A 22,089-nucleotide genomic window follows, 5' to 3' on the forward strand; every position below is an offset into this window, starting at 1 on the left:
TAAAATAATGATATACTTTTTTGCTGTCTAGTAGAGGAATCCCAGCAACCATAGCGGGATTTGGTTGTCCTTTCCTATTTCAGTATTGTATCTAGCGTATATTGTGTCGGGGGTATATCTCATCTTGCTGGTTGTCTCGGCGTTGCATACTTTAAACTTCAACTTCTCGTCGATAAGGTAGAAGTTGTCGCGTGTGCTTTGATTCACTTTGTGATCCTTCCAGAGCGAGTTCACAAAGAAGGTCTCCATGGCATCTTGCTTATCTACATGAATGGGGTAGATGGCATAGAGCAGGTTGGAATTGTGAAGCATCACCTTAGAAGGCTTTTTGGGGAAGTCCTCGCCGATGGGGTAAATCATGTTCAGCAGACGTGCGTCGGTGAGATACTTGATGTAGTTCATCACGGTGGCACGACTGGTTTCGATATCCTGAGCCAGCTTCGACACGTTTGGAGCCTTAGGTCCCTCTTCGGCCAGCTGGTAGAACAGTTTTTTGATTTTGGTCAGGTATTTCAGTTCTATCTGCTTGATGAGCAGAATATCTACCTCGGTCATCATGTTCATGGTCTTCAGCAGGTTTTCGGAATAGTTGCGTTGTTCCTGGAAGAAAGGATAAAACCCGTGGTGGATATAGTCGTTGAAATAGCGGTTGGGAGAAACCTTTGGAAGTATCTGTTTGATGATGCGCTCGTGATCACTCAGTATCTCTTCGAGCGTATATGGGCGGAAGTCGTTGCCCGTCAGTAGGTTGATGAATTCGCGAAACGAGAAACCACGCAGGTTATACGACTTCACAATGCCGTTCAGTTCGGGGTTTTCGTCCTTCAGGCGCATTACGCTACTGCCGGTAAACACAATCTTCAGACCGGGATACATGTCATAGCACTTGCGCAGTTCTTGCGACCAGTTGTCTTGTTTGAAGACCTGATCTATCAGCAACACGCGACCACCGTGATAGTAGAAGTCGCCAGCGAAGTCGGCTATGCCTCGTCCTTGAAAGTAGAAATTGTTCATGTTGATGTACAGACATTGGCGGTCTTGCACATCAAAGTGTTCCTTGGCGTATTGGAGCAGGAATGTAGTTTTGCCAATACCACGTGTACCCTTAATGCCAATCATGCGATCGTTCCAGTTAATCTCGTCCATCAGCGTGCGACGAACTGGCGCATTGACATGCTCAACCAAGTACTTATGTGTTCTAAAGAAAGCTTCCATTCCAAACAGTTATTGTTTCAAAACGCGGGCAAAGATACAAATAATTATTTAATTTGCAAAGCCGAGATTACAAAAAAATACCTCGTTAAACAATTTTTGCAGTTAAAAAACAGGTCTCTCGCTGCTATCCCCCCTAAGGAATAGTTACGGGAAACCTGTTGTTTGGTACCGCTAAAGTACCTGTTTGGTACCGCTAAAGTACCTGTTTAGTACCGCCAAAGCGGGGCATTTTTCGAGATTTTAGTTCTCGCTCAAGTCTATATAAGAATAGGTAACGGTGCTGCCTTTAGCATCGGTGAGCGAAAGTGATTTTCCTTCCTCGTATCCGCTAACGGTGAATTGCTCCTGAGAGCTGTCTCCATAGGTCAGGGTAAGCACATTGGCGTTTCCGCTTGTTGTGATAGCATAAGTGAACTTGGTAGTTTCTTCTGTGCTGTAAATGTAGAGTGCGCCAGAACCATCAGCTTCGAAGACCAGAGCGAAAGACTTGTCAGGCGACTGCCAGGCTGTACCAGCCAGATCGTTGGAGTTCTGGAAGAAAATCATATCGACGATGTCGATGATGGTCTTGATGTCATCCTCGTCACAGCTTGTGAACGTGGTTGTGGGTACTGCTGCACAAAGCAGGAACGTGAAAATGCTTAAAATCTTTTTCATTACTTGTTTTGTTGTTTTTATGAATAAATAAAAGTTAAGAGAATACGACTGTAAGTCCTGCCATCACGATGCTGACCATCGACATGAGTTTGATGAGGATGTTGAGCGACGGACCAGAGGTGTCCTTGAAGGGGTCGCCCACGGTATCGCCTACGATGGTAGCCTTGTGAGCAAACGAACCCTTTCCTCCGAAGTTGCCTTCCTCTACCATCTTCTTGGCATTGTCCCAGGCACCACCGGCATTGGCCATAAACACCGCCAGCGTGAAGCCGCCTGCCAGTCCGCCAACCAGTAGTCCCATCACGCCGGCAATGCCAAGCACGATGCCCACTATGATGGGGATGGCGATGGCCAGCAGCGAGGGAATAATCATCTCATGCTGAGCTGCGCGTGTTGAAATCTCCACACACGAACCGTAGTTGGGGGTGCTCGTGCCTTCCAAGATGCCCTTTATGTCGCGGAATTGTCGGCGCACCTCTTCCACCATCTTTTGGGCGGCACGTCCCACGGCTTCCATTGTCAATCCGCAGAATAAGAATGCTGCCATAGCACCAATAAATGCACCTACCAATACACGTGGATTCATGAGGTTCACCTGGAAGAAATTCATGAAGTCGGGTATGGTGGCCTGAATAGCATCAATCTCGTCGCCTGCCAGGTTTATGATATGATCGCCTGAACGATGCATCGCAATCTTCACCTCTTCTATATATGATGCCAGAAGAGCCAAAGCCGTGAGCGCAGCCGAACCAATGGCAAATCCCTTGCCTGTGGCTGCTGTGGTGTTGCCCAGCGCATCGAGCGCATCCGTACGATGACGTACGTCTTCGCCCAACTGACTCATCTCGGCGTTACCACCGGCATTGTCGGCAATTGGACCATAAGCATCTGTGGCCAGCGTGATACCCAGCGTGGAAAGCATGCCTACTGCAGCGATGCCGATACCGTAAAGTCCCTGAGACAGGGCTTCAGCATTCATGTCAATAACAAAACCATTGGCACAAAGATAGCTCAGCATGATGGCAACACCGATGGTGACAACAGGTATGCATGTGGACATCATGCCCGTGCCAATGCCTTTGATGATGACTGTGGCCGAGCCTGTCAATCCCGCCTCTGATATCTTCTGTGTGGGCTTGTAGGAGTGAGAGGTGTAATATTCTGTGGCTTGTCCGATAATGACACCAGCACAAAGTCCGGTGATAACAGAGAATGAAAGTCCAAGCCAGTTGTCAATCTGCAACAGGTATAGAATGCCGAAAGTGGCAATGGCAATCAGTAGGGCTGAAACATTGGTGCCAAGCGACAGGGAGTGAAGCAGGTTTTTCATGGTGGCACCTTCTTTGGTGCGCACCAGATAGATGCCTAAGATGCTGAGGAACACGCCAACGGCAGCAATCAGCATGGGAGCTATCACGGCCTTCAGCTGCATCTCGCCCGAAGCGGCAAAGGCCACTGCACCAAGGGCCGCCGTGGAGAGAATTGAGCCACAATACGACTCGTAGAGGTCAGCTCCCATGCCAGCCACATCGCCCACATTGTCGCCCACGTTGTCGGCAATGGTGGCAGGATTGCGCGGGTCGTCTTCGGGAATGTCGGCTTCCACTTTGCCCACGATGTCGGCCCCCACATCGGCAGCCTTCGTATAGATGCCGCCTCCCACGCGTGCAAACAGCGCCTGTGTAGAGGCTCCCATGCCGAAGGTCAGCATGGTGGTGGTGATGGAGATGAGCCCTTCAGGGTCGAAGGTGTTCAGTATGAGAAACCAGATAGCAATGTCGAGCAGTCCCAATCCTACTACTGTGAGTCCCATCACGGCGCCAGAACGGAAAGCAATCTTCAGGCCGCCGTCCAGGCTTCGGCGGGCTGCATTGGCTGTGCGGGCCGAGGCATAGGTCGCTGTTTTCATACCGAAGAAGCCTGCCAGTCCGCTAAAGAAACCACCAGTCAGGAAAGCAAACGGTACCCATGGATTTTGAACACCAAAACCATAGGCCATCACTGAGAAGATGAGAGCCAGGATGACGAAGACAATTGTGACAACTTTATACTGTTGTTTCAGATAAGCCATAGCTCCGTCGCGAACGTAGGCGGCAATCTCTTTCATACGGGCTGTACCTTCGTCGGCCTTCATCATCGACCGAAAGAAGACGTAGGCCATTCCAAGTGCAGCAACAGATGCAGCAGGCACCAACCAAAAAGCATAAGGAATGTTCATAATATAGATTAATTTAGAGGTAATAAAATATGTTTAGGTATTGCAAATGTAGAGAATATTTCTGAATTAAGCAAACTTATTAGTGATTTTTTAGTATCTTTGTAGGCAAAAAAATAATAAGAGATGACACTACATATATTTAATCCAGAACACGATATTGCCCTTGCTGCCAATCTTGAGAATTTTACTTCGCCCCATGCAGGCAGACAACTGCGCTATGAATTGGGCTATCTGCCCGCATTATGGGCCAGTGCTGATGATGTTGTTTTGGTGGACGATGTGCACGAGGCAGAAAAGAACTTCCAGATGTTTCGCACCTATGTAAAGCGTATGGGCTTGAGAAACAACAATCTGCCCAGTGCGCATTTCGTGACGAAACGTGAGCTGGCCTCATTGACAGAAGTGTGTAGGGCAGAACCCTGGGGGTGGGATTTGGCCGTCAGGACTATGTTGGTAAAGAATGGAATTTCGGGAACAATACTTCCCTCCATCAGTGATGTTGAGAATGTAAGACAATTGTCGCATCGCCGGATCACAGCCCAAATGCTGCCCCTGATGCAAACAGAAGGAACGTTGGGCGAGGCGCATGAGTTTTTTGACAGTGAATCGTTGAGAAGCTGGCAACAATCGCGTGGCACGGTGGTAGTAAAGGCACCATGGAGTAGTAGTGGGAGAGGGGTTAGATTCTTTAAGGACATAGCCTGGAATGTCAATCAGGAAGGATGGCTAAACAATGTGTTGAAGCATCAAGGCAGTGTGATGGCAGAGCCTTATTATAATAAGGTGAAAGATTTTGCCATGGAATTTGAATGCAGAGCAGGTAAGGTCTCCTATTGCGGCCTTTCGCTGTTTGACACATCTAATGGCGCCTATACTGGTAATATCCTTGCCACGGAGAAAGCCAAGGAACAGATGATCTGTCGCTATGTGGCAGAAGCATACTTGCACGAAATCAAGGAAAAGGCCATCATTGCGTTGGAACAGCTTTTGGCAACCGACTATGAGGGACCATTGGGGATTGACATGATGATTGTCAACGATGGTGAGGATGGCTTGAAACTACATCCTTGTGTCGAGGTCAACCTAAGACGTACGATGGGACATGTGGCCCTTTGCCTCAGTGAGTTGTGCAACCCTGATCACGACGATGAATGGGTTCGCGTGATGAGAAATCAGGGAACAGGATTGAAGTTGAGATTATTATGAAATAATTACGAAGTTTTTTTGCGGAGTATAATATTTTAATTATCTTTGCCACCTAAACTTATATAATATTACAAACATTTAAAATAAAACTATGTCTAACGTCAAAGAAAAACTCTTTACCGAGTTTACGGCTCCAACCACGCAAGAATGGTTGGACAAAATAGAAGTGGACCTGAAAGGTGCTGACTTCCAGAAGCGACTCGTGTGGAGGACGAATGAAGGTTTCAGCGTTCAGCCGTTCTACCGTCGAGAAGACTTGAAAGACCTGAAGGCAGTAAACTCTCTACCTGGTGAATTCCCATTTGTCCGTGGAAACAAGAAGGATTCTAACGAGTGGTACGTGCGTCAGAACATTGAGGCTGCAGATCCGAAAGCTGCTAATGCTAAGGCACTCGATGTGTTGAACAAGGGCGTTAACTCGTTGGGATTTCATATTCCTGGCCGTCTTGTGTCGATGGAAACAGTTAAGGCGCTGCTTGAGGGTATCTACTGCGACATCATCGAGGTGAATTTTTCAACCTGTCAGCGCCATTCACTCGAGTTGGCAGAGATTTTGAAAACATATTGGCAGCAGAAAGGCTACGATAAGGATAAAATCGTGGGGTCGATAGAGTGGGACCCTATGAAGAAAATGTTGCTAAAAGGTAAGGATGTATCACCGGTATTGGCTTTTGGTCCGAAGTTGGCTGAGTCGCTCAAAGACTATCCGAATTTCCGAGGTGTTGCAGTTCATAGCGATGCACTCAATAATGCAGGTGCATATATCGTTCAGGAGCTGGGCTATGCACTGGCTTGGGGTAACGAGTATCTGCAGCAACTTACCGATGCAGGGGTGGATGTAGATACTGCCGCTAAGAGCATCAAGTTCAATATGGGCGTCAGCGAGAACTACTTCATGGAGATTGCCAAGTTCCGTGCTGCCCGTCTGCTGTGGGCTCAGATCGTGAAACAGTATGAACCTCAGTGTGACTGTGCTTGCAAGATGATAATAAACGCTACCACTTCTACCTACAATCAGACGTTGTTTGATAGTTATGTGAATTTGTTGCGTTCGCAGACAGAGGCAATGAGTGCTGCGTTGGGTAGCGTCCACTCGATGGTTGTAACCCCCTTTGACGCACCCTACGAGGAGGCAACCGACTTCTCTGAGCGTATAGCTCGTAATCAGCAGTTGCTGATCAAGGAAGAGAGTCATTTTGACCGTATTGTTGACCCCTCTGCTGGTTCTTACTATATCGAGCATCTGACTGATGCACTGGCTCAGGAGGCTTGGAAGATATTCCTGAAGGTAGAAGAGGAGGGAGGCTTCCTTGCTGCTATTAAGGCAGGAACTATTCAGGATGAGATTAATGCTACCAACGTGAAGCGTCATGACGATGCTGCCAAACGCAAGGAGTTCATACTGGGCACCAACCAGTTCCCAAACTTCACAGAGAAGAGCGAGGGTAAGAAGGCCTATAAGCACCATTGTGGCTGTGGTGGCGTGCACCATCATGGTGAAGATACGATTGCTTTCAAGACGATAGAGAGCACCCGCTTGGCTGCAGACTTTGAGAATCTGCGCATCCATACCGAGGAGACCAAGGTGCCTACAGCCTTTATGCTGACCATTGGTAATCTGGCCATGCGTCAGGCCCGTGCACAGTTCTCGTGCAACTTCCTGGCATGCGCAGGCTATAAAGTGATTGATAACCTCGGGTTCAAGACCGTAGAGGAGGGTGTTGATGCTGCACTTGAGGCTAAAGCCGACATCGTAGTGATCTGTTCTTCTGACGATGAGTATGCCGAGTATGCTATTCCTGCTTACAAGTATTTGAATGGTCGCGCTATGTTTGTAGTGGCTGGTGCTCCTGCTTGTATGGAGGACCTGAAGGCCGCAGGCATCGAAAACTACATCCACGTGAAGTGCAATGTGCTTGAGACTTTGAAAGAATATAATCAGAAACTTGGTATTTAGGAGAAAGGAGACTTGAATTATGCGTAAACAGTTTAAAGATATTGATATCTATGCAGGCATCAAGGCTCAAGATGGTGCCAAGTGGATTAAAGATAATGGTATCGAGGCCAATTGGAAGACCCCAGAGCATATAGAGGTACGCCCCGTCTATACCAAAGAGGACCTGGAGGGCATGGAGCACCTCGATTTCACAGCAGGAATTCCACCCTATCTGCGTGGTCCGTATTCGATGATGTACCCCTTCCGTCCGTGGACCATCCGTCAGTATGCCGGATTCTCTACCGCTGAGGAGTCTAACGCTTTCTATCGCCGTAACTTGGCGTCTGGTCAGAAAGGTCTTTCTGTAGCCTTCGACTTGCCGACGCATCGTGGTTATGACCCCGATAACGCCCGTGTGGTGGGCGATGTGGGTAAGGCAGGTGTAAGTATCTGTAACGAAGAGAACATGAAGGTGCTGTTCTCAGGTATCCCCTTGAATAAGATGTCGGTGTCGATGACTATGAACGGTGCAGTGCTGCCCATTCTGGCGTTCTATATAGTGGCAGGTTTGGAGCAAGGCGCTCAACTTGAGGAGATGGCTGGCACCATCCAGAACGATATCCTCAAGGAGTTCATGGTGCGCAACACCTATATCTATCCACCTGCATTCTCGATGAAAATCATTGCAGATATCTTCGAATACACCTCGCAGAAGATGCCTAAGTTCAATTCTATCTCTATCTCAGGCTATCACATGCAGGAGGCTGGTGCTACTGCTGATATTGAGTTGGCTTACACGCTGGCTGATGGTATGGACTACCTACGTACAGGTGTGAATGCTGGTATTGATGTAGATGCCTTTGCGCCTCGTCTCAGTTTCTTCTGGGCTATCGGTATGAATCACTTCATGGAGATTGCCAAGATGCGTGCAGGCCGTCTGTTGTGGGCCAAGATCGTGAAGAGTTTTGGTGCCAAGAATCCTAAGTCGCTGGCACTGCGTACACACTCACAGACTTCAGGCTGGTCGCTCACGGAGCAGGATCCATTCAATAATGTAGGTCGTACCTGTATTGAGGCTATGGCTGCCGTGCTGGGTCACACCCAGTCGCTGCATACCAATGCTCTTGACGAGGCTATCGCTCTGCCTACCGACTTCTCTGCTCGCATTGCTCGTAATACTCAGATTTACATTCAGAACGAGACCAAGGTGTGCAAACAGATTGACCCATGGGCAGGTTCTTACTATGTGGAGACGCTGACCAATGAGTTGGTGCATAAGGCTTGGGAGCACATTCAGGAGATTGAGAAACTGGGCGGTATGGCCAAGGCCATCGAGACAGGTCTGCCTAAGATGCGTATTGAGGAGGCTGCAGCCCGCACTCAGGCTCGCATCGACAGTGGTGTGCAGACCATTGTGGGTACCAATAAGTATCGGTTGGAGCATGAGGATCCTATTGATATCCTTGAGGTGGATAACACCGCTGTGCGCAAGCAGCAGGAAGAGAGTCTGAAGGAGGTTCGCGGAAAGCGCGACGAGGCTGCCTGTCAGGCTGCCCTCAAGGCCATTACGGACTGTGTGCGTGATTTCAACGAAGGTCGCAAGAGTGAGAACAACCTGCTCGACCTGGCTGTTAAGGCTGCCCAGTTGCGTTGCACATTGGGTGAGATTTCAGATGCCTGCGAGGAAATCGTGGGACGTTATAAAGCGGTAATTAGAACAATTTCAGGTGTGTATAGTTCAGAATCGAAGAATGATAGCGACTTCGAGTTGGCTTGTAAGCTGACCGATGAGTTCGCAGAGAAAGAAGGCCGTCGTCCTCGTATCTTTATTGCTAAGATGGGACAGGATGGACACGACCGTGGGGCAAAAGTAGTGGCAACAGGTTATGCCGACTGTGGTTTCGATGTGGATATGGGCCCATTGTTCCAGACACCAGCAGAGGCTGCCCGTGAAGCAGTCGAGAACGACGTACATGTAGTAGGAGCCTCTTCATTGGCTGCCGGTCACAAAACGTTGATACCTCAGCTTATTGAGGAATTAAAGAAGTTGGGACGTGAGGATATCATGGTTATCGCTGGTGGTGTGATTCCTGCTCAAGACTACGACTTCCTCTATAAGGCTGGCGTGGCTGCAATTTTCGGCCCAGGCACTTCTGTAGCTAAGGCTGCTGTTGAGATGATGAAAATCTTGCTTGACAAAGACTGAAAGGGCATTCGCGATTCTTTGTAATTCGCTATGTTATAAACAAAAGAGAGGAGCCATCCGTGAATGGGTGGCTCCTCTCTTTGTTTGTATCAAGAACTGCAGATTCATTGAACGCGGAATAATTACTCTTTGATATTGGGTTCTTCAAGCCCCAGCCCCTTCTTCTTATCAACGACCTTCAAAAGGAATCCTAAGAGCAAGGCTGCTACACCCAGCGAAGCCAGCATGATAAGAGGTGCTGTGTAGTTAAATTGAGTGGGGTCTGTTACACCAGGATTGGTGGCATCAAGTACCTTACCAATCAGCAGGGGGAACAACCACAAACCGATGTTCTGAATCCAGAAAATCATGGCATAGGCCGAACCAATAACTTTTGCATCAACAAGTTTTGGTACACTTGGCCACAATGATGCAGGAACCAAAGAGAATGAAGCACCAAGAACCAGAATGGTTGTATAAGCAATGACGATGCCACCAACTGCTGACGACTTGAACATAGGCAGAACAAAAGCGAATGTTAGGTGGCAGGCGATAAGTAGCATAGAACCTAAAACAAGCATAGAGGCAGCCTTGCCTTTGTGGTCAACATATGATCCAAGAATGGGAGTAATGAGTACAGCCAACAGGGGGAATACTGCAAAGATGCTTTCGGCAGACTGACGCATGAAGCCCATGTAGCAATATGTAATGAGAGCTGCAATAGAAATGCCTAAAAGCAGATACTGCATGGCCTTCTTCTTCTGGAAGTTTGAGGCAAAACCAGCGGCTGCTACTACCAGCATGATAACGTATTGGACAATGGTAACACTTGATGATGCCCAAAAAGAATCGCTTGCAGGCTCGGTCAGTGTAAGGTTGCATTGCAGCATGTTGACAGCATACTTCTGGAAGGGGAAAATGGCGGAATAGTAAAGCACGCAGAGAAGGGCTACTATCCAGAAACCTCCAGAACTCAGAATCTGACCTAAGTCACTGATCTTGAAAGGATCGTCTTTCTCCTCGGCCTCGCCAGTCTGACTGTCAAGCTTGCGATCCATGAAGAAATAAACGATGCACATCATGAGGGCAATGCATAGCAGTACTACACCAAAGGCAACAGAACGGCTTACGCTAACTTCTCCACCCAGTTTAGCAAAGAAGGGCGAGAATATCATACAGGTAGCAACACCAAGACGGGCTAATGCCATCTCGGAACCCATTGCCAAAGCCATCTCACGACCTTTAAACCACTTCACAATACCACGGCTAACAGTGATGCCTGCCATTTCGCAACCACAACCAAAAATCATAAAACCACAAGCTGCAAACTTTGCTGATGCTGGCATCCCCTGATAGAAAGGAGATACGCCCAGTTCGTCGAACAAGGGAATGTAATTTAGATTCTCGGTGAACCACAATTCTAATGAGCTACCCTGAAAGGCATCGCTTACAGCATACCACTTAATGATAGCTCCAACCAGCATAACTGAGGCTGAGAGAACTGCGGTAAAACGTACTCCCATCTTATCGAGGATAATACCTGCGAAGATCAAGAAGAATACAAATACATTGAGGAACACCTCTGAACCCTGCATCGTTCCAAAGGCAGTAGAGTCCCAACCTCGGGTCTCCTGCATCAGGTCCTTGATGGGTGAGAGGATATCCATGAAGATGTAGCTGCAGAACATGGCCATAGCCAGCAACAGCAAAGCGGTCCAGCGCATTGCTGCGCTGTCGCGGAGAGTCTTTTGAATTGTTTGTGTCATATAATTAAGAATTTATTTTTTCAACCATTTGTCCAGCCACTCGAAGTAGGTGCGCTGCCATAGAATGCCATTCTGTGGTTTCAGAACCCAGTGGTTCTCATCGGGGAAAATCAATAGCTCGGCTTCGATACCTCGCATGCGAGCAGCATTGAAGGCACTCATGCCCTGTGTGGCATTGATGCGATAGTCTTTCTCACCATGAATAACCAAAATGGGAGTGTCCCACTTATCGACAAAGCGGTGGGGAGAGTTCTCGTAGGTTTTCTTGGCACGAGCTGTCTGATCCTTATTCCAGTATGCATCATCGTACTCCCAGTTAGAGAACCAGTTTTCTTCGGTTTCAGTGTACATTGCTTCGAGGTTGAAAGCGCCATCATGTGCAATGAAGCACTTGAAGCGCTTGTCGTGATGGCCTGCCAGATAGTAAACAGAGAAACCACCAAACGAAGCTCCAACAGCGCCCAGACGGTCGCGATCTACATATGACAGACTGTCGCAAGCGAAGTCGATGGCTGACAGATAGTCGTTCATACACTGACCTGTCCAATCTCCGCTGATCTCCTCGAGCCATTCCTGTCCGAAGCCCGGCAGTCCGCGACGATTAGGTGCTACGACAACGTATCCTTGAGAAGCCATGATGAAGAAGTTCCAACGATAGCTCCAGAACTGTGAGACAGGACTCTGAGGGCCACCTTCACAGAAGAGCAGGGTGGGGTACTTCTTATTCTTATCGAAATGGGGAGGCAGGATAACCCATGTGAGCATGTCCTTACCATCGGTGGTTTTCACCCAGTATTGTTCTACTGAAGGCTTTCCTAATTGGTCAAGAATCTCCTTGTTGACTTCGGTAATCTGAGCGATCTTTGTGTCGCTGATGCTGTCACCAGGTGTAACAACGTAAAGATCGGCTGGATCTAAGTATGAGTGACGCTCAGCCAGAATCTGCTGATTGTTCAACATTTGCAACGAACCAAAATCGGCCCAATCTTTGCTCAATTGAGAGACTTCGCCTTGAACGTTGGTGCGATAAAGATTCTCGGTGGCGTGCCATACACCTATATAATATATGGTTCGCGAGTCGGGAGCCCAGCAGAAATCGTCAACACTTGAATCGAAAGACTCAGTAACATAGGTCTTGGCGTTGGCGTGAGGGTCTTTGGCTACTATATTGAGGTCGCATACGCAAAGGCGATTGCGATCGCTCTCATAACCATCGCGCTTCATCGAGAGCCAAGCCACATAGCGTCCGTCGGGCGAGAATTTGGGGTTGATGTCGTAACCCACGTTTCTGTCTTTCAAGCTAGCATGCTGGTTGATATACTGATTCTTCAGTGACTTGGTGGGATTGCAGATGCCGTCGGGTGAGTCAACAGTTCCTCCATCGGGTATCACGCCAAACTCACCTCCTTTACAGAGGTTGATGGTCTTTTCGTGATTGCCACTTTCTACATCATAGAGGAAGATGTCGCTATCGGTAGATATGCTGTAGTCGATGCCAGTCTTTGTTCGACAAGTGAAGGCGATGAACTTGGAGTCGGGGCTCCATGCCAACTGCTCCATTCCGCCGAAAGGTTCCATTGGACACTCGTAGGGTTCACCTTCAAGGATATCCTTGCCATCGTTGGTGATTGTAAAGTTGTTGTCCACACTGAAGACAAAAGGATGTTGGATGCTTTCTACGTAGTGATCCCAATGACGATACATCAGGTCAGTCACCACGCGGCCTGTTGTTTTAGGCAGGTCGGCAGGCTTCTCTTTGATGATTTCGTTAAAGGGTATGCTCTGCAGAATGATGACCTTTGAATAGTCGGGCGAGAACATAAATCCCTCTACTTTACCCTCGGTCTCAGACAACTGCTTGCGATTGGAGCCGTCGAGTTTCATCTTCCAGACTTCGCCCCCTTTGATAAATGCGACGGTCTCGTTGTCGAGCCACTGTGCATCGGTTTCATTGTCAGCATCTTCGGTGAGTTGCTTCTGTTCGGAACCATCGGCATTCATCATCCAGAGCACCTGATGACTCTTGTTTTCTTCCACACTATAGTAACCCATTTGGAATACAATATGCTGTCCATCGGGCGAAGCCTGATAGCTGCCAATGCGGCTCATGGCCCAGAGAGCCTCTGGTGTCATTTGGTCATTTTCCAATTGGATTGTCTGCTTTTGAATGTTCACTTGGTCATTGTCTTTCTGTGTGCCACAAGCGGTCATCATCATGATAGCTGCGGCTGTTGTTAGTATATGCTTCATACTATATTAGATTGAGTCGTATGATATTGACTATATTTATTTCTTTCTAACAGGATCGCAGGTAAGGCCACAGCCGAGTTTCTTGAATATCTTTCGGTCAACCTCGCTGAGCATGACAGTGCTGTGAACCTGACAACCGTGTAGCTGTGGCAGTTGCTCAAGTGCCTTGCGACAATTCTCGTCGTCTGGCGACAGGACCGAGAGTGCTACGAGAACCTCGTCTGTGTGCAGACGTGGATTCTTGCCTCCTAAATATTCAATCTTTGTTTTCTGTACGGGTTCGATGAGGCTCTGAGGAATCAGCTTAACTTCGTGCCCAATGCCTGCAAGATGTTTCATGGCATTCAGCAATAGTGCTGCGCTACATCCGAGAAGTGGGCTTGACTTGGCCGTTATGATGGTTCCATCTTCAAGTTCCATTGCTGCTGCAGGCTGTTCGGTCAGTTCCTGCTTGGCTGCGGCAGCCACTGTTACGCGGCGGTATGCAGTGCTAATCTTTGCTTGGTTGAACAACATGAGGATTTTGTTAACCTCGCGTTCGTTGTCGATACCATCTGCCATTTTATTGGTAGCATCGTAGTAACGGCGTATGATTTCGTCTCGACTGGCTTGACAACACACCTCGTCATCGCTGATACAGAAGCCCACCATGTTGACGCCCATGTCGGTCGGCGACTTGTAGGGGTTCTCGCCATAGATACCTTCAAACAAGGCATTCAGCACGGGGAATATCTCGATGTCGCGATTATAGTTGATTGCAATCTTATCATAAGCATCCAGATGGAAGGGGTCTATCATGTTGACATCGTTCAAATCGGCCGTGGCAGCCTCGTAGGCGATATTGACAGGGTGCTTCAGGGGAAGGTTCCACACTGGGAATGTCTCAAACTTTGCATAGCCAGCTTGAATGCCACGCTTGTTTTCGTTGTATAGCTGAGAGAGGCATACTGCCATTTTGCCGCTACCAGGTCCTGGTGCTGTGACGATGACCAGTTCGCGAGAGGTTTCCACATAATCGTTTTTGCCGAAACCATTGTCGCTGGCAATGAGCTCCACATTATGAGGATAGCCATCAATAAGATAGTGTACGTATGATTTGATGCCCATTCGCTCGAGACGATGGCGGAACTGGTCGGCAGCTTTCTGACCATTGTAATGAGTAATAACGACAGAGCCTACCATGAAGTCGCGATTCATAAACTCTTCGCGAAGACGAAGTACATCCTCGTCGTAGGTGATGCCAAGGTCGGCACGCACCTTGTTTTTCTCGATGTCTTCTGCGCTGACCACAATAACGATTTCCAGTTGGTCGCGTAGTTGAGCAAACATGCGCAGTTTTGAGTCGGGCTTGAATCCTGGCAGTACGCGTGATGCATGGTGGTCATCAAACAGTTTTCCACCTAACTCCAAGTATAGCTTTCCGTTAAACTGTGCAATTCGCTCACGAATATGCTCTGATTGTATCTTCAGATACTTCTCGTTGTCAAATCCAATCTTCATTTTAATTTTGTGAATGTGTTTAAGGTTTATTTCTTATATCCGTTTTGACGTTGACGCTGCAATTCTTCGGCCTGTTTCTGCATGGCTTCCAGGCGAGCCGCCAGTCCGCTTTGTTTCTTAGGATTGTTCTTGTTTTCTTTATAGTGTGCTTCAAGGATAGCCAACAGCTTGGCATCGTCAGTTGTCTTGCGCAGAGTCCACATGATGGCTGCTGAGAAGAACAGAGAGATGAAGTAGTAGAAGTTAAGACCAGCAGAGTAGTCGTTGAACATGAAGAAGAACATGAGTGGCATGAGATACATCATCCATTGCATCATCTTCATCTGTTCAGCCTGTTGGCCTACCATTTGGTCACGCTGTTGGCGCATAGTCATATAGCTATAGAGAATGTTGGACACGCAGAAAAGGATACATGTCAGCGAGAGATGGTCGCCAATGCCCCAGATGTGGGTCCCCCATTCAACGATGGGGTCGTAGGTTGACAGGTCGTTGATCCAGAGGAAAGACTCGCGGCGCAGCTGGATGGCATTAGGCACGAAGTTGAACATTGCAATCCAGATAGGCATCTGGATGAGCATGGGCAGACAGCCACCAAGAGGTGAAACGCCATATTGTGCATATAGTTGCATCATGGCCTGTTGCTTTTGCATTTGGTCTTCAGGCTTGTCAAATTGCTTAGTGGCTTCATCAAGTTTTGGTTTCAGCACGCGCATCTTGGCACTTGACATATAACTCTTCTTGACCATCGGGAAGGTGATGGCCTTCAGCAGAAGGGTAATGAGAATAAGTACAATACCCATGTTAAATCCAAACTGGGTGAGGAAGTCGAATACATAGAGCGTAAACCAGCGGTTGATGATTCGGAAAAGGGGCCATCCCAGATATACAAGCTGCTCGAGGTCAAGGTCTTTGTCGAATTTGCTTTGCTCTTCAACACTCTGTATCAGGCGGAAATCATTGGGACCGATATACATCTCAAATTCTGAGGCTTCCTTGCCTGTTGGGTCGAACTTGGTCTTCAGCTCTGCCTGGTAATACTTCAAGAATCCAGAACCTTTCTCTTGGGGTGTGCTGGCTAGATGGGCACCTTTTTGGAAATCGTCCTTGGCAATGAGGACAGCAGAGAAGAACTGGTTCTTGAAAGCGACCCAGTCGAGTGCTTTCTCGGTCGTTTCCTCGTCTTCAGAGGTCTCGCTCAGATAGTCTGTGTCGCCTTCTGCCTCCTTGAAGGTTAGGGTTGAATAGCGATTCTCAAACATAAAGCCGGCCTCTTGCTGGCGGCAAGAGTCTTGCCATTGGATGGTCATGTCTTTCAATGTCGAGCTAAAGTGCTTGCTCATGTTCAGCGCCTGTAGCGACATGTGGAGCATGTAGTCAGGTCCCAGCTCGTAGTTGATCTGCAATTGTCCGCCATCGTTGGTCTCTGCTGTCATCACCAGCTTGTGGTCACCTTCTTGATGTGCGGTGAAATACAGGTTTTTCGTGATGATGTTGTCTTCCTTACCGTCGATGATGAAGTTCATCTGCTGTCCTTCGTTGGTAAAGAGCGTCACGTCGGGGTTGTTGTCGCGATCTTCAAAGTTCAAGATCTTAGCACTTGCCAGAGCACCTCCCTTGGTGTTGAAGCTCAGCACCACCTTGTCATTGCTGAGTGTGACTACTTCGTTCTTGCCATTCAGGGCATTATAGAACAGGGCTGCGCTATCGATAGCGGTCTCTGCTGCTTCCGTTTGGGCAGTTCTAAGTGCTTCTTCTTTCTGTCGTTCTGCATTTGCCTCTATTTGTGCAATGCTGTCTTGCTGTCTCTGATAGGCATCTATCTCTTCTTGAGTGGGTTGCGACCACCAGTTAAACAAGACTAATAAAACCGCAATAAGGGCAAATCCCGTAAGAGTGTTTTTGTTCATTTTTATTTAATGTAATGTGATTATCTATTATAAAACAAGGTGCAAATTTACAACTTTTTTTTGATATCTATCATCTAATCAATTACTTTTTTGGAGATTATAACATATAAAATGCGGAGCATGTTATGGGCTATAACATCTCCGCATTGATGCTGTTCAACAGCAAAGTGCCACTTTGGTCATAGGAAAGTGGCTGTTTTCCTATGCTAAAGTGGCACTTTGTCATGCAAAAGCCATGTTATTACAAGTTGATAGCAATTATTTAATCAGCTCATAGCTGCGCTTCAGGAACTTGTCGAGCGACTCGCCTTTCAGCATGCCGTTCTGCAACAGGGCCAAATCGATAAGCTGGTGTACAATCGTGTTCTTCTGAGCATAGTTGCTGATAAGCTGTTCTTTCTGCTTTTTCAGTTCATCGATTGTGTCTTGAGTCTTGGTCTTGTCGTCTTTTTCTTCCTGAGTGATTTCCTCAGGTTTCTTCTTCTCAGTCTTTTGGTTGAGTGCAGCCAGACGAGCTTCCTGTCCTTTCAACTCACTTTCGATGGGGTTGAGTTCGCCAGAGAGTGCTGATTGTGCCTCGTTGAGCACTTCTTTGATGAGACGATGGTCGCAGTTCAGTACGAGATTGAATGAGTCGGGCATCTGACCGTAGAAACTCATGCCGCTCTGATAACGGCTCATTTCCTTCATGCGTCGCATCCACTCGTTTTGAGTGATAATGACGGGGCGTTGATCTTCGCCCAAGCTGTTGACCTCTACGAGAAACTCTGCCTTTTCTAGTTTTGGCATCTGCGACTGGAATACGGCTGTCAAATTGTCACGTTCGTTGTCTGCAAGTGTGCATTTTGACGTGTCGTCTTTCTGTATCAGGTGGTCAACGGTGTCAGCATCAACACGTGTGAAGCGGCTCTTCTCGAACTTCTGTTCCAAAGTTTGTATGCAGGGCACGTCAAGTTGACCGTCGAGCAGGAGGACAGAATAGCCCTTGTCCTGTGCAGCCTTGATGTATGAATACTGCTCGTTGAGGTTGGTGGCATACAGATAAATCAGGTTGCCGTCTTTGTCTTTCTGTGATGTCTCAATCAGCGTTTTGTACTCGTCGAAGGTGTAATACTTACCTTCTGTATCTTTCAACAAAGAGAAATCCTTGGCACGGTCGTAGAAGTTCTCTTCGGTAAGAATGCCATAGTTGATGAATATCTTAAGGTTATCCCATTTCTCCTCAAAGGCCTTGCGGTCTTCGTTGAAGATAGCTTTCAGTCTGTCAGAAACCTTTTTGGTGATATAGGTGGAGATCTTCTTCACCTCGCGGTCGCTCTGAAGATAAGAACGGCTCACGTTAAGGGGAATGTCTGGCGAGTCAATAACACCGTGAAGCAAGGTGAGGAACTCGGGAACGATACCATCGACTTGGTCTGTCACAAACACTTGGTTGCAGTAGAGCTGAATCTTGTTCTTCTGAAGTTCCAGACTGTTCTTAATCTTGGGGAAGTAAAGGATACCTGTCAGGTTGAATGGATAGTCAACATTCAGATGAATCCAGAACAAGGGCTCGTCATGCATGGGATAGAGTGTACGATAGAATGATTTGTAATCCTCGTCCTTCAGTGTGGATGGAGTCTTCGTCCACAGGGGCTCAACGCTATTGATGATGTTGTCCTCGTCTGTTTCAACCTGTTTGCCGTCTTTCCATTCGCTCTTCTTTCCAAAGGCAATAGGTATGGGCAGGAATTTGCAGTATTTGTTTAACAATCCTTCCAGCTTGTTCTTCTCCAGGAAATCCTTGTTGTCGTCGTCAATATAGAGAATGATGTCGGAACCATGTTCACTGCGATCGGCATCGTCTATCTCGTAGGCGGGGCTACCATCGCAGCTCCATTTTACAGCTTTAGAGCCTTCTTTCCATGATTTTGTGATAATTTCTACTTTCTTAGACACCATGAATGAAGAGTAGAAGCCTAGTCCAAAGTGACCAATAATATTGTTGGCATTATCCTTATACTTCTCAAGGAACTCGGTGACGCCAGAGAAAGCAATCTGATTGATGTACTTATCAATCTCCTCTTCTGTCATTCCTATACCATGATCGCTGATGGTGATGGTTCCTTTCTCGGTGTCAAGGTTCACACGTACTGTCAGATCGCCAAGTTCTTCTTTGTATTCGCCCTTCTCTGCCAGAGTTTTTAGCTTCTGGGTAGCATCGACGGCATTGCTGACCATCTCGCGAAGAAAGATTTCCTGATCGCTGTAGAGAAACTTTTTGATGACGGGGAAAATGTTCTCTGTTGTAACCCCGATATTACCTTTTTGCATGATATAATTAAATTAACGTTTACTTAAACCGTTGCAAATACCGTGCCAAAAAAACGAATATGGACTAAATAAAAAAAAGAAAGAAAAAACAGTATTTTGTTTTGCGATTTTGATTATAATGTTTATCTTTGCAACAGAGATTTAAGTACTAACAAACTAATTTTATACTTTATGAAGAAAAAATTTATATGTGCTGTCTGCGGATATATCTATGAAGGCGAGTCAGCACCCGAGAAGTGTCCTATTTGTAAGGCGCCAGCATCAAAGTTCTCTGAGTTAAAAGAGCAGGCTGGGGAAGTTACTTATGCCACAGTTCATCGTTTGGGAGATGGAAAGATTGAGGGCGTGCCCGAAGAAATGATCAATGAGTTGCGCAATAACTATAACGGCGAATGCGGAGAGGTCGGTATGTATCTGGCCATGGCTCGCCAAGCCGACCGAGAGGGCTATCCCGAAATAGCAGAAGCCTTTAAGCGTTATGCCTTTGAAGAGGCAGATCATGCAAGTCGTTTTGCAGAACTGTTGGGCGAAGTAGTATTTGATACCAAGACAAACCTAGAGAAACGTGCAGCTGCTGAAGAAGGTGCTTGCGCCGATAAGTTTGAGCTTGCTAAGCAGGCCAAGGCGATGGGCTTCGATGCTATTCACGACACCGTGCATGAGATGGCAAAGGATGAAGCTCGACATGGTGCAGGCTTCTCCGGTTTGCTAAAGCGCTACTTTAGCAAGTAGATATATAATAAAATAAGGAATAATCCGTTTTGTCTATATATGATGAAACGGATTATTTTATTTTTTATCATACTATCGGCAGTCGTAGCCTGCTCAGAGGATGACTTGTTTACTACGAGTCAAACAGCATTGCTGAACTTTTCAACAGATAGCGTAAAGGTAGATACGGTGTTTACATCCGTGGGTTCAAGAATGTATGACTTTTGGGTCTATAACACCAATCAAAAGGGCATACGCCTGAAGAGCGTCAGGCTGCGAAATGGCAATCAGTCTGGCTTTCGCGTGAATGTTGATGGTAGCTATCTGGATAATTCTCTGGGGTCTGTGGTGACCGATTTAGAAGTGCGTAGGGGAGATAGCATTCGCGTGTTTGTAGAGTTAACGGCCCCTGAAAATAAATCAAATACCCCTCAATTGTTGGAAGATGATATTCTTTTCACGTTGGAAAGCGATGTGATTCAAAAGGTCAACCTACGAGCTGTTTCGTGGGATGCTGATATTAAAAAAGACTTAATCATCAAGTCTGATACGTTGATAGAAAGCAGTAAGCCAATCGTTATTTATGGGCGCTTGTTGGTTGATAGTGCTGCCGTCTTGACAATTAAAAATACAACTCTTTATTTTCATGATGGCGCAGGGGTGGAGGTCTATGGGACTATGCTCGCTGATCATGTCGTGTTCCGCGGTGATCGTTTGGATCATATGTTCGACTATCTTCCGTATGATAGAGTCAGCGGACTGTGGAATGGAATACGATTGCATGCCTCGTCAAAAGATAACGTAATCGTTAACTCGCAGATTCGTAATTCTATCAATGGTTTGGTGTGCGACTCTGCAGCATATAGTGAATATAATCGCAGGCTCTTTATGGAACGAACGATCGTTCATAATAGTAAAGGACATGGGGTAGAACTTTTTAATGCTTATGCCGAGTTCTTGAAATGCCAGTTCACAAATGCCCAGGGAGATTGCTTCTCTGTTCATGGTGGATTGGTTTTGATGGACTCTTGTACGGTGGGACAATTCTATCCTTTTGTCGGTGGCAGGGGTGCAGCTCTCCGTTTTTCCAATTATTATAGGGATTATAGTTATCCACTTGTCGGTTTGCAAATGAGAAATTCAATCGTTACGGGCTATGACGAGGATGTGGTAATGGGCGAATCAAAGGACTCGACAGTGGCATACAGCTTCTACTTCGAGAACTCTCTACTTCGCACACCAGAGGTAAAAGACACCTTGCAACAAACCTTTGTGAATATAAAATGGGAGAGTCCAAAGGATTCTATTCAAGGGAAACAACACTTTGTATTGATTGACGAAGAAAACCTAAACTATGATTTTCACTTAGATTCTCTTTCTACAGCGCACGGAATGGGATGCTATTAGATTTTGTTGATGTCCACATAGCCATGCATGACGGCATAGATGGTTAGGGCGGAAACACTTTTTAGTCCAAGCTTGTCCATGATGTTTTTTCTGTGGGTGACAACAGTAGCTAGTCCAATGTGTAGTTTTTCGGCTATTTCCTTGTTGATATAACCTTGCACAATCAGGGAAATAACTTCTATCTCTCGTGTGGAAAGAATGTTTTTTCTAAGAACCTCAGGCATTTCTGGCAGGTTTCTTCCATGATCATGACCGTGTTGTTCGAGCATAAGCAGGGAGCGTACCAATTCTGGTTCAGGCACATTAATACACATAGAGTGAAATTCCTTAAGCTGATTGCTGTCTTCTCTTGACATCGTTAATACAATCGTTTTTTTCTTATATTCCCTAAAAAAGTCAAGATGCTCAAGTACAATATTCATCGATACAAAGTAGTGCGCATATCTTTCATGGTTGTTAGCTGTCAGTTCTGACATTGAATTGTAGGTGTCAATTGCCAGAATTGGCAAAACATTCTGTAGAAGCTGTTTCAGACCTAAAACAGCTAACGTGTTCGAATCTACGATTGCAATATGAGGACGTTCTTTGCGTGATTCCATAATTCGTTTGCAAAGGTACTACATTTTTTTATTTATAGCAAGAATGTGGTCTTGAAATAATATAAAAATGTGACATAAATATTAAATAATATTAAATAAGCTATTAGCCAGGTGCTAAAAAGTTGGAGGCTATTATAAAAATGTATATATTTGCAACGTGTTTTTCATGGTATTAGATTATTAAGGTTAATTTTGAAGATTGTGAGTCGTGAGACAGGC

The 22,089-nt window shown here is 46.6% G+C and carries 14 protein-coding genes; 5 read left to right on the plus strand and 9 right to left on the minus strand.

What is annotated here, in order from left to right:
• Positions 1-27: 27 nt before the first annotated feature.
• The 3 genes from L6472_RS05170 to L6472_RS05180 all read right to left on the minus strand — a co-directional run bounded on the left by L6472_RS05170 (position 28) and on the right by L6472_RS05180 (position 4,090).
• Positions 28-1,215: an ATP-binding protein gene (locus L6472_RS05170; protein WP_237807572.1), complete on the minus strand. Its 1,188-nt coding sequence runs from the start codon at positions 1,213-1,215 to the stop codon at positions 28-30.
• A gap of 240 nt (positions 1,216-1,455) precedes the next feature.
• Positions 1,456-1,872 carry a hypothetical protein gene (locus L6472_RS05175; protein WP_237807573.1) on the minus strand — a complete coding sequence of 139 codons (417 nt, stop codon included), beginning with the start codon at positions 1,870-1,872 and terminating at the stop codon, positions 1,456-1,458.
• A gap of 34 nt (positions 1,873-1,906) precedes the next feature.
• The gene (locus L6472_RS05180) at positions 1,907-4,090 is read right to left on the minus strand and encodes a sodium-translocating pyrophosphatase (protein WP_370640886.1); all 2,184 of its coding nucleotides are present in this window, start codon (positions 4,088-4,090) and stop codon (positions 1,907-1,909) included.
• Between the two features lie 123 nt (positions 4,091-4,213).
• On the opposite strand from L6472_RS05180, the gene L6472_RS05185 reads away from it, so the two are divergent.
• The 3 genes from L6472_RS05185 to scpA all read left to right on the plus strand — a co-directional run bounded on the left by L6472_RS05185 (position 4,214) and on the right by scpA (position 9,438).
• Positions 4,214-5,296, plus strand: coding sequence for a hypothetical protein (locus L6472_RS05185; protein WP_237807574.1), 1,083 nt, complete (start codon positions 4,214-4,216; stop codon positions 5,294-5,296).
• A gap of 91 nt (positions 5,297-5,387) precedes the next feature.
• Positions 5,388-7,253, plus strand: a complete 1,866-nt coding sequence (mutA, locus tag L6472_RS05190; protein ID WP_237807575.1) for a methylmalonyl-CoA mutase small subunit — start codon at positions 5,388-5,390, stop codon at positions 7,251-7,253.
• A gap of 19 nt (positions 7,254-7,272) precedes the next feature.
• Positions 7,273-9,438, plus strand: a complete 2,166-nt coding sequence (scpA, locus tag L6472_RS05195; RefSeq protein ID WP_237807576.1) for a methylmalonyl-CoA mutase — start codon at positions 7,273-7,275, stop codon at positions 9,436-9,438.
• Positions 9,439-9,560: 122 nt separating this feature from the next.
• Here the strand turns inward: scpA and L6472_RS05200 are convergent, their stop codons facing one another.
• The 5 genes from L6472_RS05200 to htpG all read right to left on the minus strand — a co-directional run bounded on the left by L6472_RS05200 (position 9,561) and on the right by htpG (position 19,153).
• Positions 9,561-11,183: an MFS transporter gene (locus L6472_RS05200; protein ID WP_237807577.1), complete on the minus strand. Its 1,623-nt coding sequence runs from the start codon at positions 11,181-11,183 to the stop codon at positions 9,561-9,563.
• Positions 11,184-11,195: 12 nt separating this feature from the next.
• The gene (locus L6472_RS05205) at positions 11,196-13,433 is read right to left on the minus strand and encodes an alpha/beta fold hydrolase (protein ID WP_370640887.1); all 2,238 of its coding nucleotides are present in this window, start codon (positions 13,431-13,433) and stop codon (positions 11,196-11,198) included.
• 36 nt (positions 13,434-13,469) lie between these two features.
• Positions 13,470-14,933 (minus strand): DUF1846 domain-containing protein, encoded by a 1,464-nt coding sequence (locus L6472_RS05210; RefSeq protein ID WP_237807578.1) that lies wholly within the window; start codon positions 14,931-14,933, stop codon positions 13,470-13,472.
• Positions 14,934-14,959: 26 nt separating this feature from the next.
• Positions 14,960-16,840, minus strand: coding sequence for a membrane protein insertase YidC (gene yidC, locus L6472_RS05215; RefSeq protein ID WP_237807579.1), 1,881 nt, complete (start codon positions 16,838-16,840; stop codon positions 14,960-14,962).
• A gap of 258 nt (positions 16,841-17,098) precedes the next feature.
• Entirely contained in the window at positions 17,099-19,153 is a 2,055-nt protein-coding gene (gene htpG / locus L6472_RS05220) for a molecular chaperone HtpG (protein ID WP_237807580.1), read from the minus strand.
• Positions 19,154-19,324: 171 nt separating this feature from the next.
• On the opposite strand from htpG, the gene L6472_RS05225 reads away from it, so the two are divergent.
• Positions 19,325-19,885: an NADH peroxidase gene (locus L6472_RS05225; protein WP_237807581.1), complete on the plus strand. Its 561-nt coding sequence runs from the start codon at positions 19,325-19,327 to the stop codon at positions 19,883-19,885.
• Positions 19,886-19,924: 39 nt separating this feature from the next.
• Complete coding sequence (locus tag L6472_RS05230) at positions 19,925-21,271, plus strand: right-handed parallel beta-helix repeat-containing protein (RefSeq protein ID WP_237807582.1); 1,347 nt, start codon at positions 19,925-19,927, stop codon at positions 21,269-21,271.
• On the opposite strand, the gene L6472_RS05235 is transcribed toward L6472_RS05230, so the two are convergent.
• Positions 21,268-21,870: a response regulator transcription factor gene (locus L6472_RS05235; protein WP_237807584.1), complete on the minus strand. Its 603-nt coding sequence runs from the start codon at positions 21,868-21,870 to the stop codon at positions 21,268-21,270. The genes L6472_RS05230 and L6472_RS05235 overlap by 4 nt on opposite strands.
• Positions 21,871-22,089: the final 219 nt, after the last annotated feature.

The sequence above is a fragment of the Prevotella sp. E13-17 genome, assembly GCF_022024035.1.
GTDB lineage: Bacteria > Bacteroidota > Bacteroidia > Bacteroidales > Bacteroidaceae > Prevotella.

Excerpts from the sequence above, each read along its gene's own strand:
- scpA (WP_237807576.1), top strand. The coding sequence starts at position 7,273 with ATGCGTAAACAGTTTAAAGATATTGATATCTATGCAGGCATCAAGGCT.
- L6472_RS05175 (WP_237807573.1), bottom strand. The coding sequence starts at position 1,872 with ATGAAAAAGATTTTAAGCATTTTCACGTTCCTGCTTTGTGCAGCAGTA.
- L6472_RS05225 (WP_237807581.1), top strand. The coding sequence starts at position 19,325 with ATGAAGAAAAAATTTATATGTGCTGTCTGCGGATATATCTATGAAGGC.
- L6472_RS05185 (WP_237807574.1), top strand. The coding sequence starts at position 4,214 with ATGACACTACATATATTTAATCCAGAACACGATATTGCCCTTGCTGCC.
- L6472_RS05235 (WP_237807584.1), bottom strand. The coding sequence starts at position 21,870 with ATGGAATCACGCAAAGAACGTCCTCATATTGCAATCGTAGATTCGAAC.
- htpG (WP_237807580.1), bottom strand. The coding sequence starts at position 19,153 with ATGCAAAAAGGTAATATCGGGGTTACAACAGAGAACATTTTCCCCGTC.
- L6472_RS05180 (WP_370640886.1), bottom strand. The coding sequence starts at position 4,090 with ATGAACATTCCTTATGCTTTTTGGTTGGTGCCTGCTGCATCTGTTGCT.
- L6472_RS05210 (WP_237807578.1), bottom strand. The coding sequence starts at position 14,933 with ATGAAGATTGGATTTGACAACGAGAAGTATCTGAAGATACAATCAGAG.
- L6472_RS05170 (WP_237807572.1), bottom strand. The coding sequence starts at position 1,215 with ATGGAAGCTTTCTTTAGAACACATAAGTACTTGGTTGAGCATGTCAAT.
- mutA (WP_237807575.1), top strand. The coding sequence starts at position 5,388 with ATGTCTAACGTCAAAGAAAAACTCTTTACCGAGTTTACGGCTCCAACC.
- L6472_RS05230 (WP_237807582.1), top strand. The coding sequence starts at position 19,925 with ATGATGAAACGGATTATTTTATTTTTTATCATACTATCGGCAGTCGTA.
- yidC (WP_237807579.1), bottom strand. The coding sequence starts at position 16,840 with ATGAACAAAAACACTCTTACGGGATTTGCCCTTATTGCGGTTTTATTA.
- L6472_RS05200 (WP_237807577.1), bottom strand. The coding sequence starts at position 11,183 with ATGACACAAACAATTCAAAAGACTCTCCGCGACAGCGCAGCAATGCGC.
- L6472_RS05205 (WP_370640887.1), bottom strand. The coding sequence starts at position 13,433 with ATGAAGCATATACTAACAACAGCCGCAGCTATCATGATGATGACCGCT.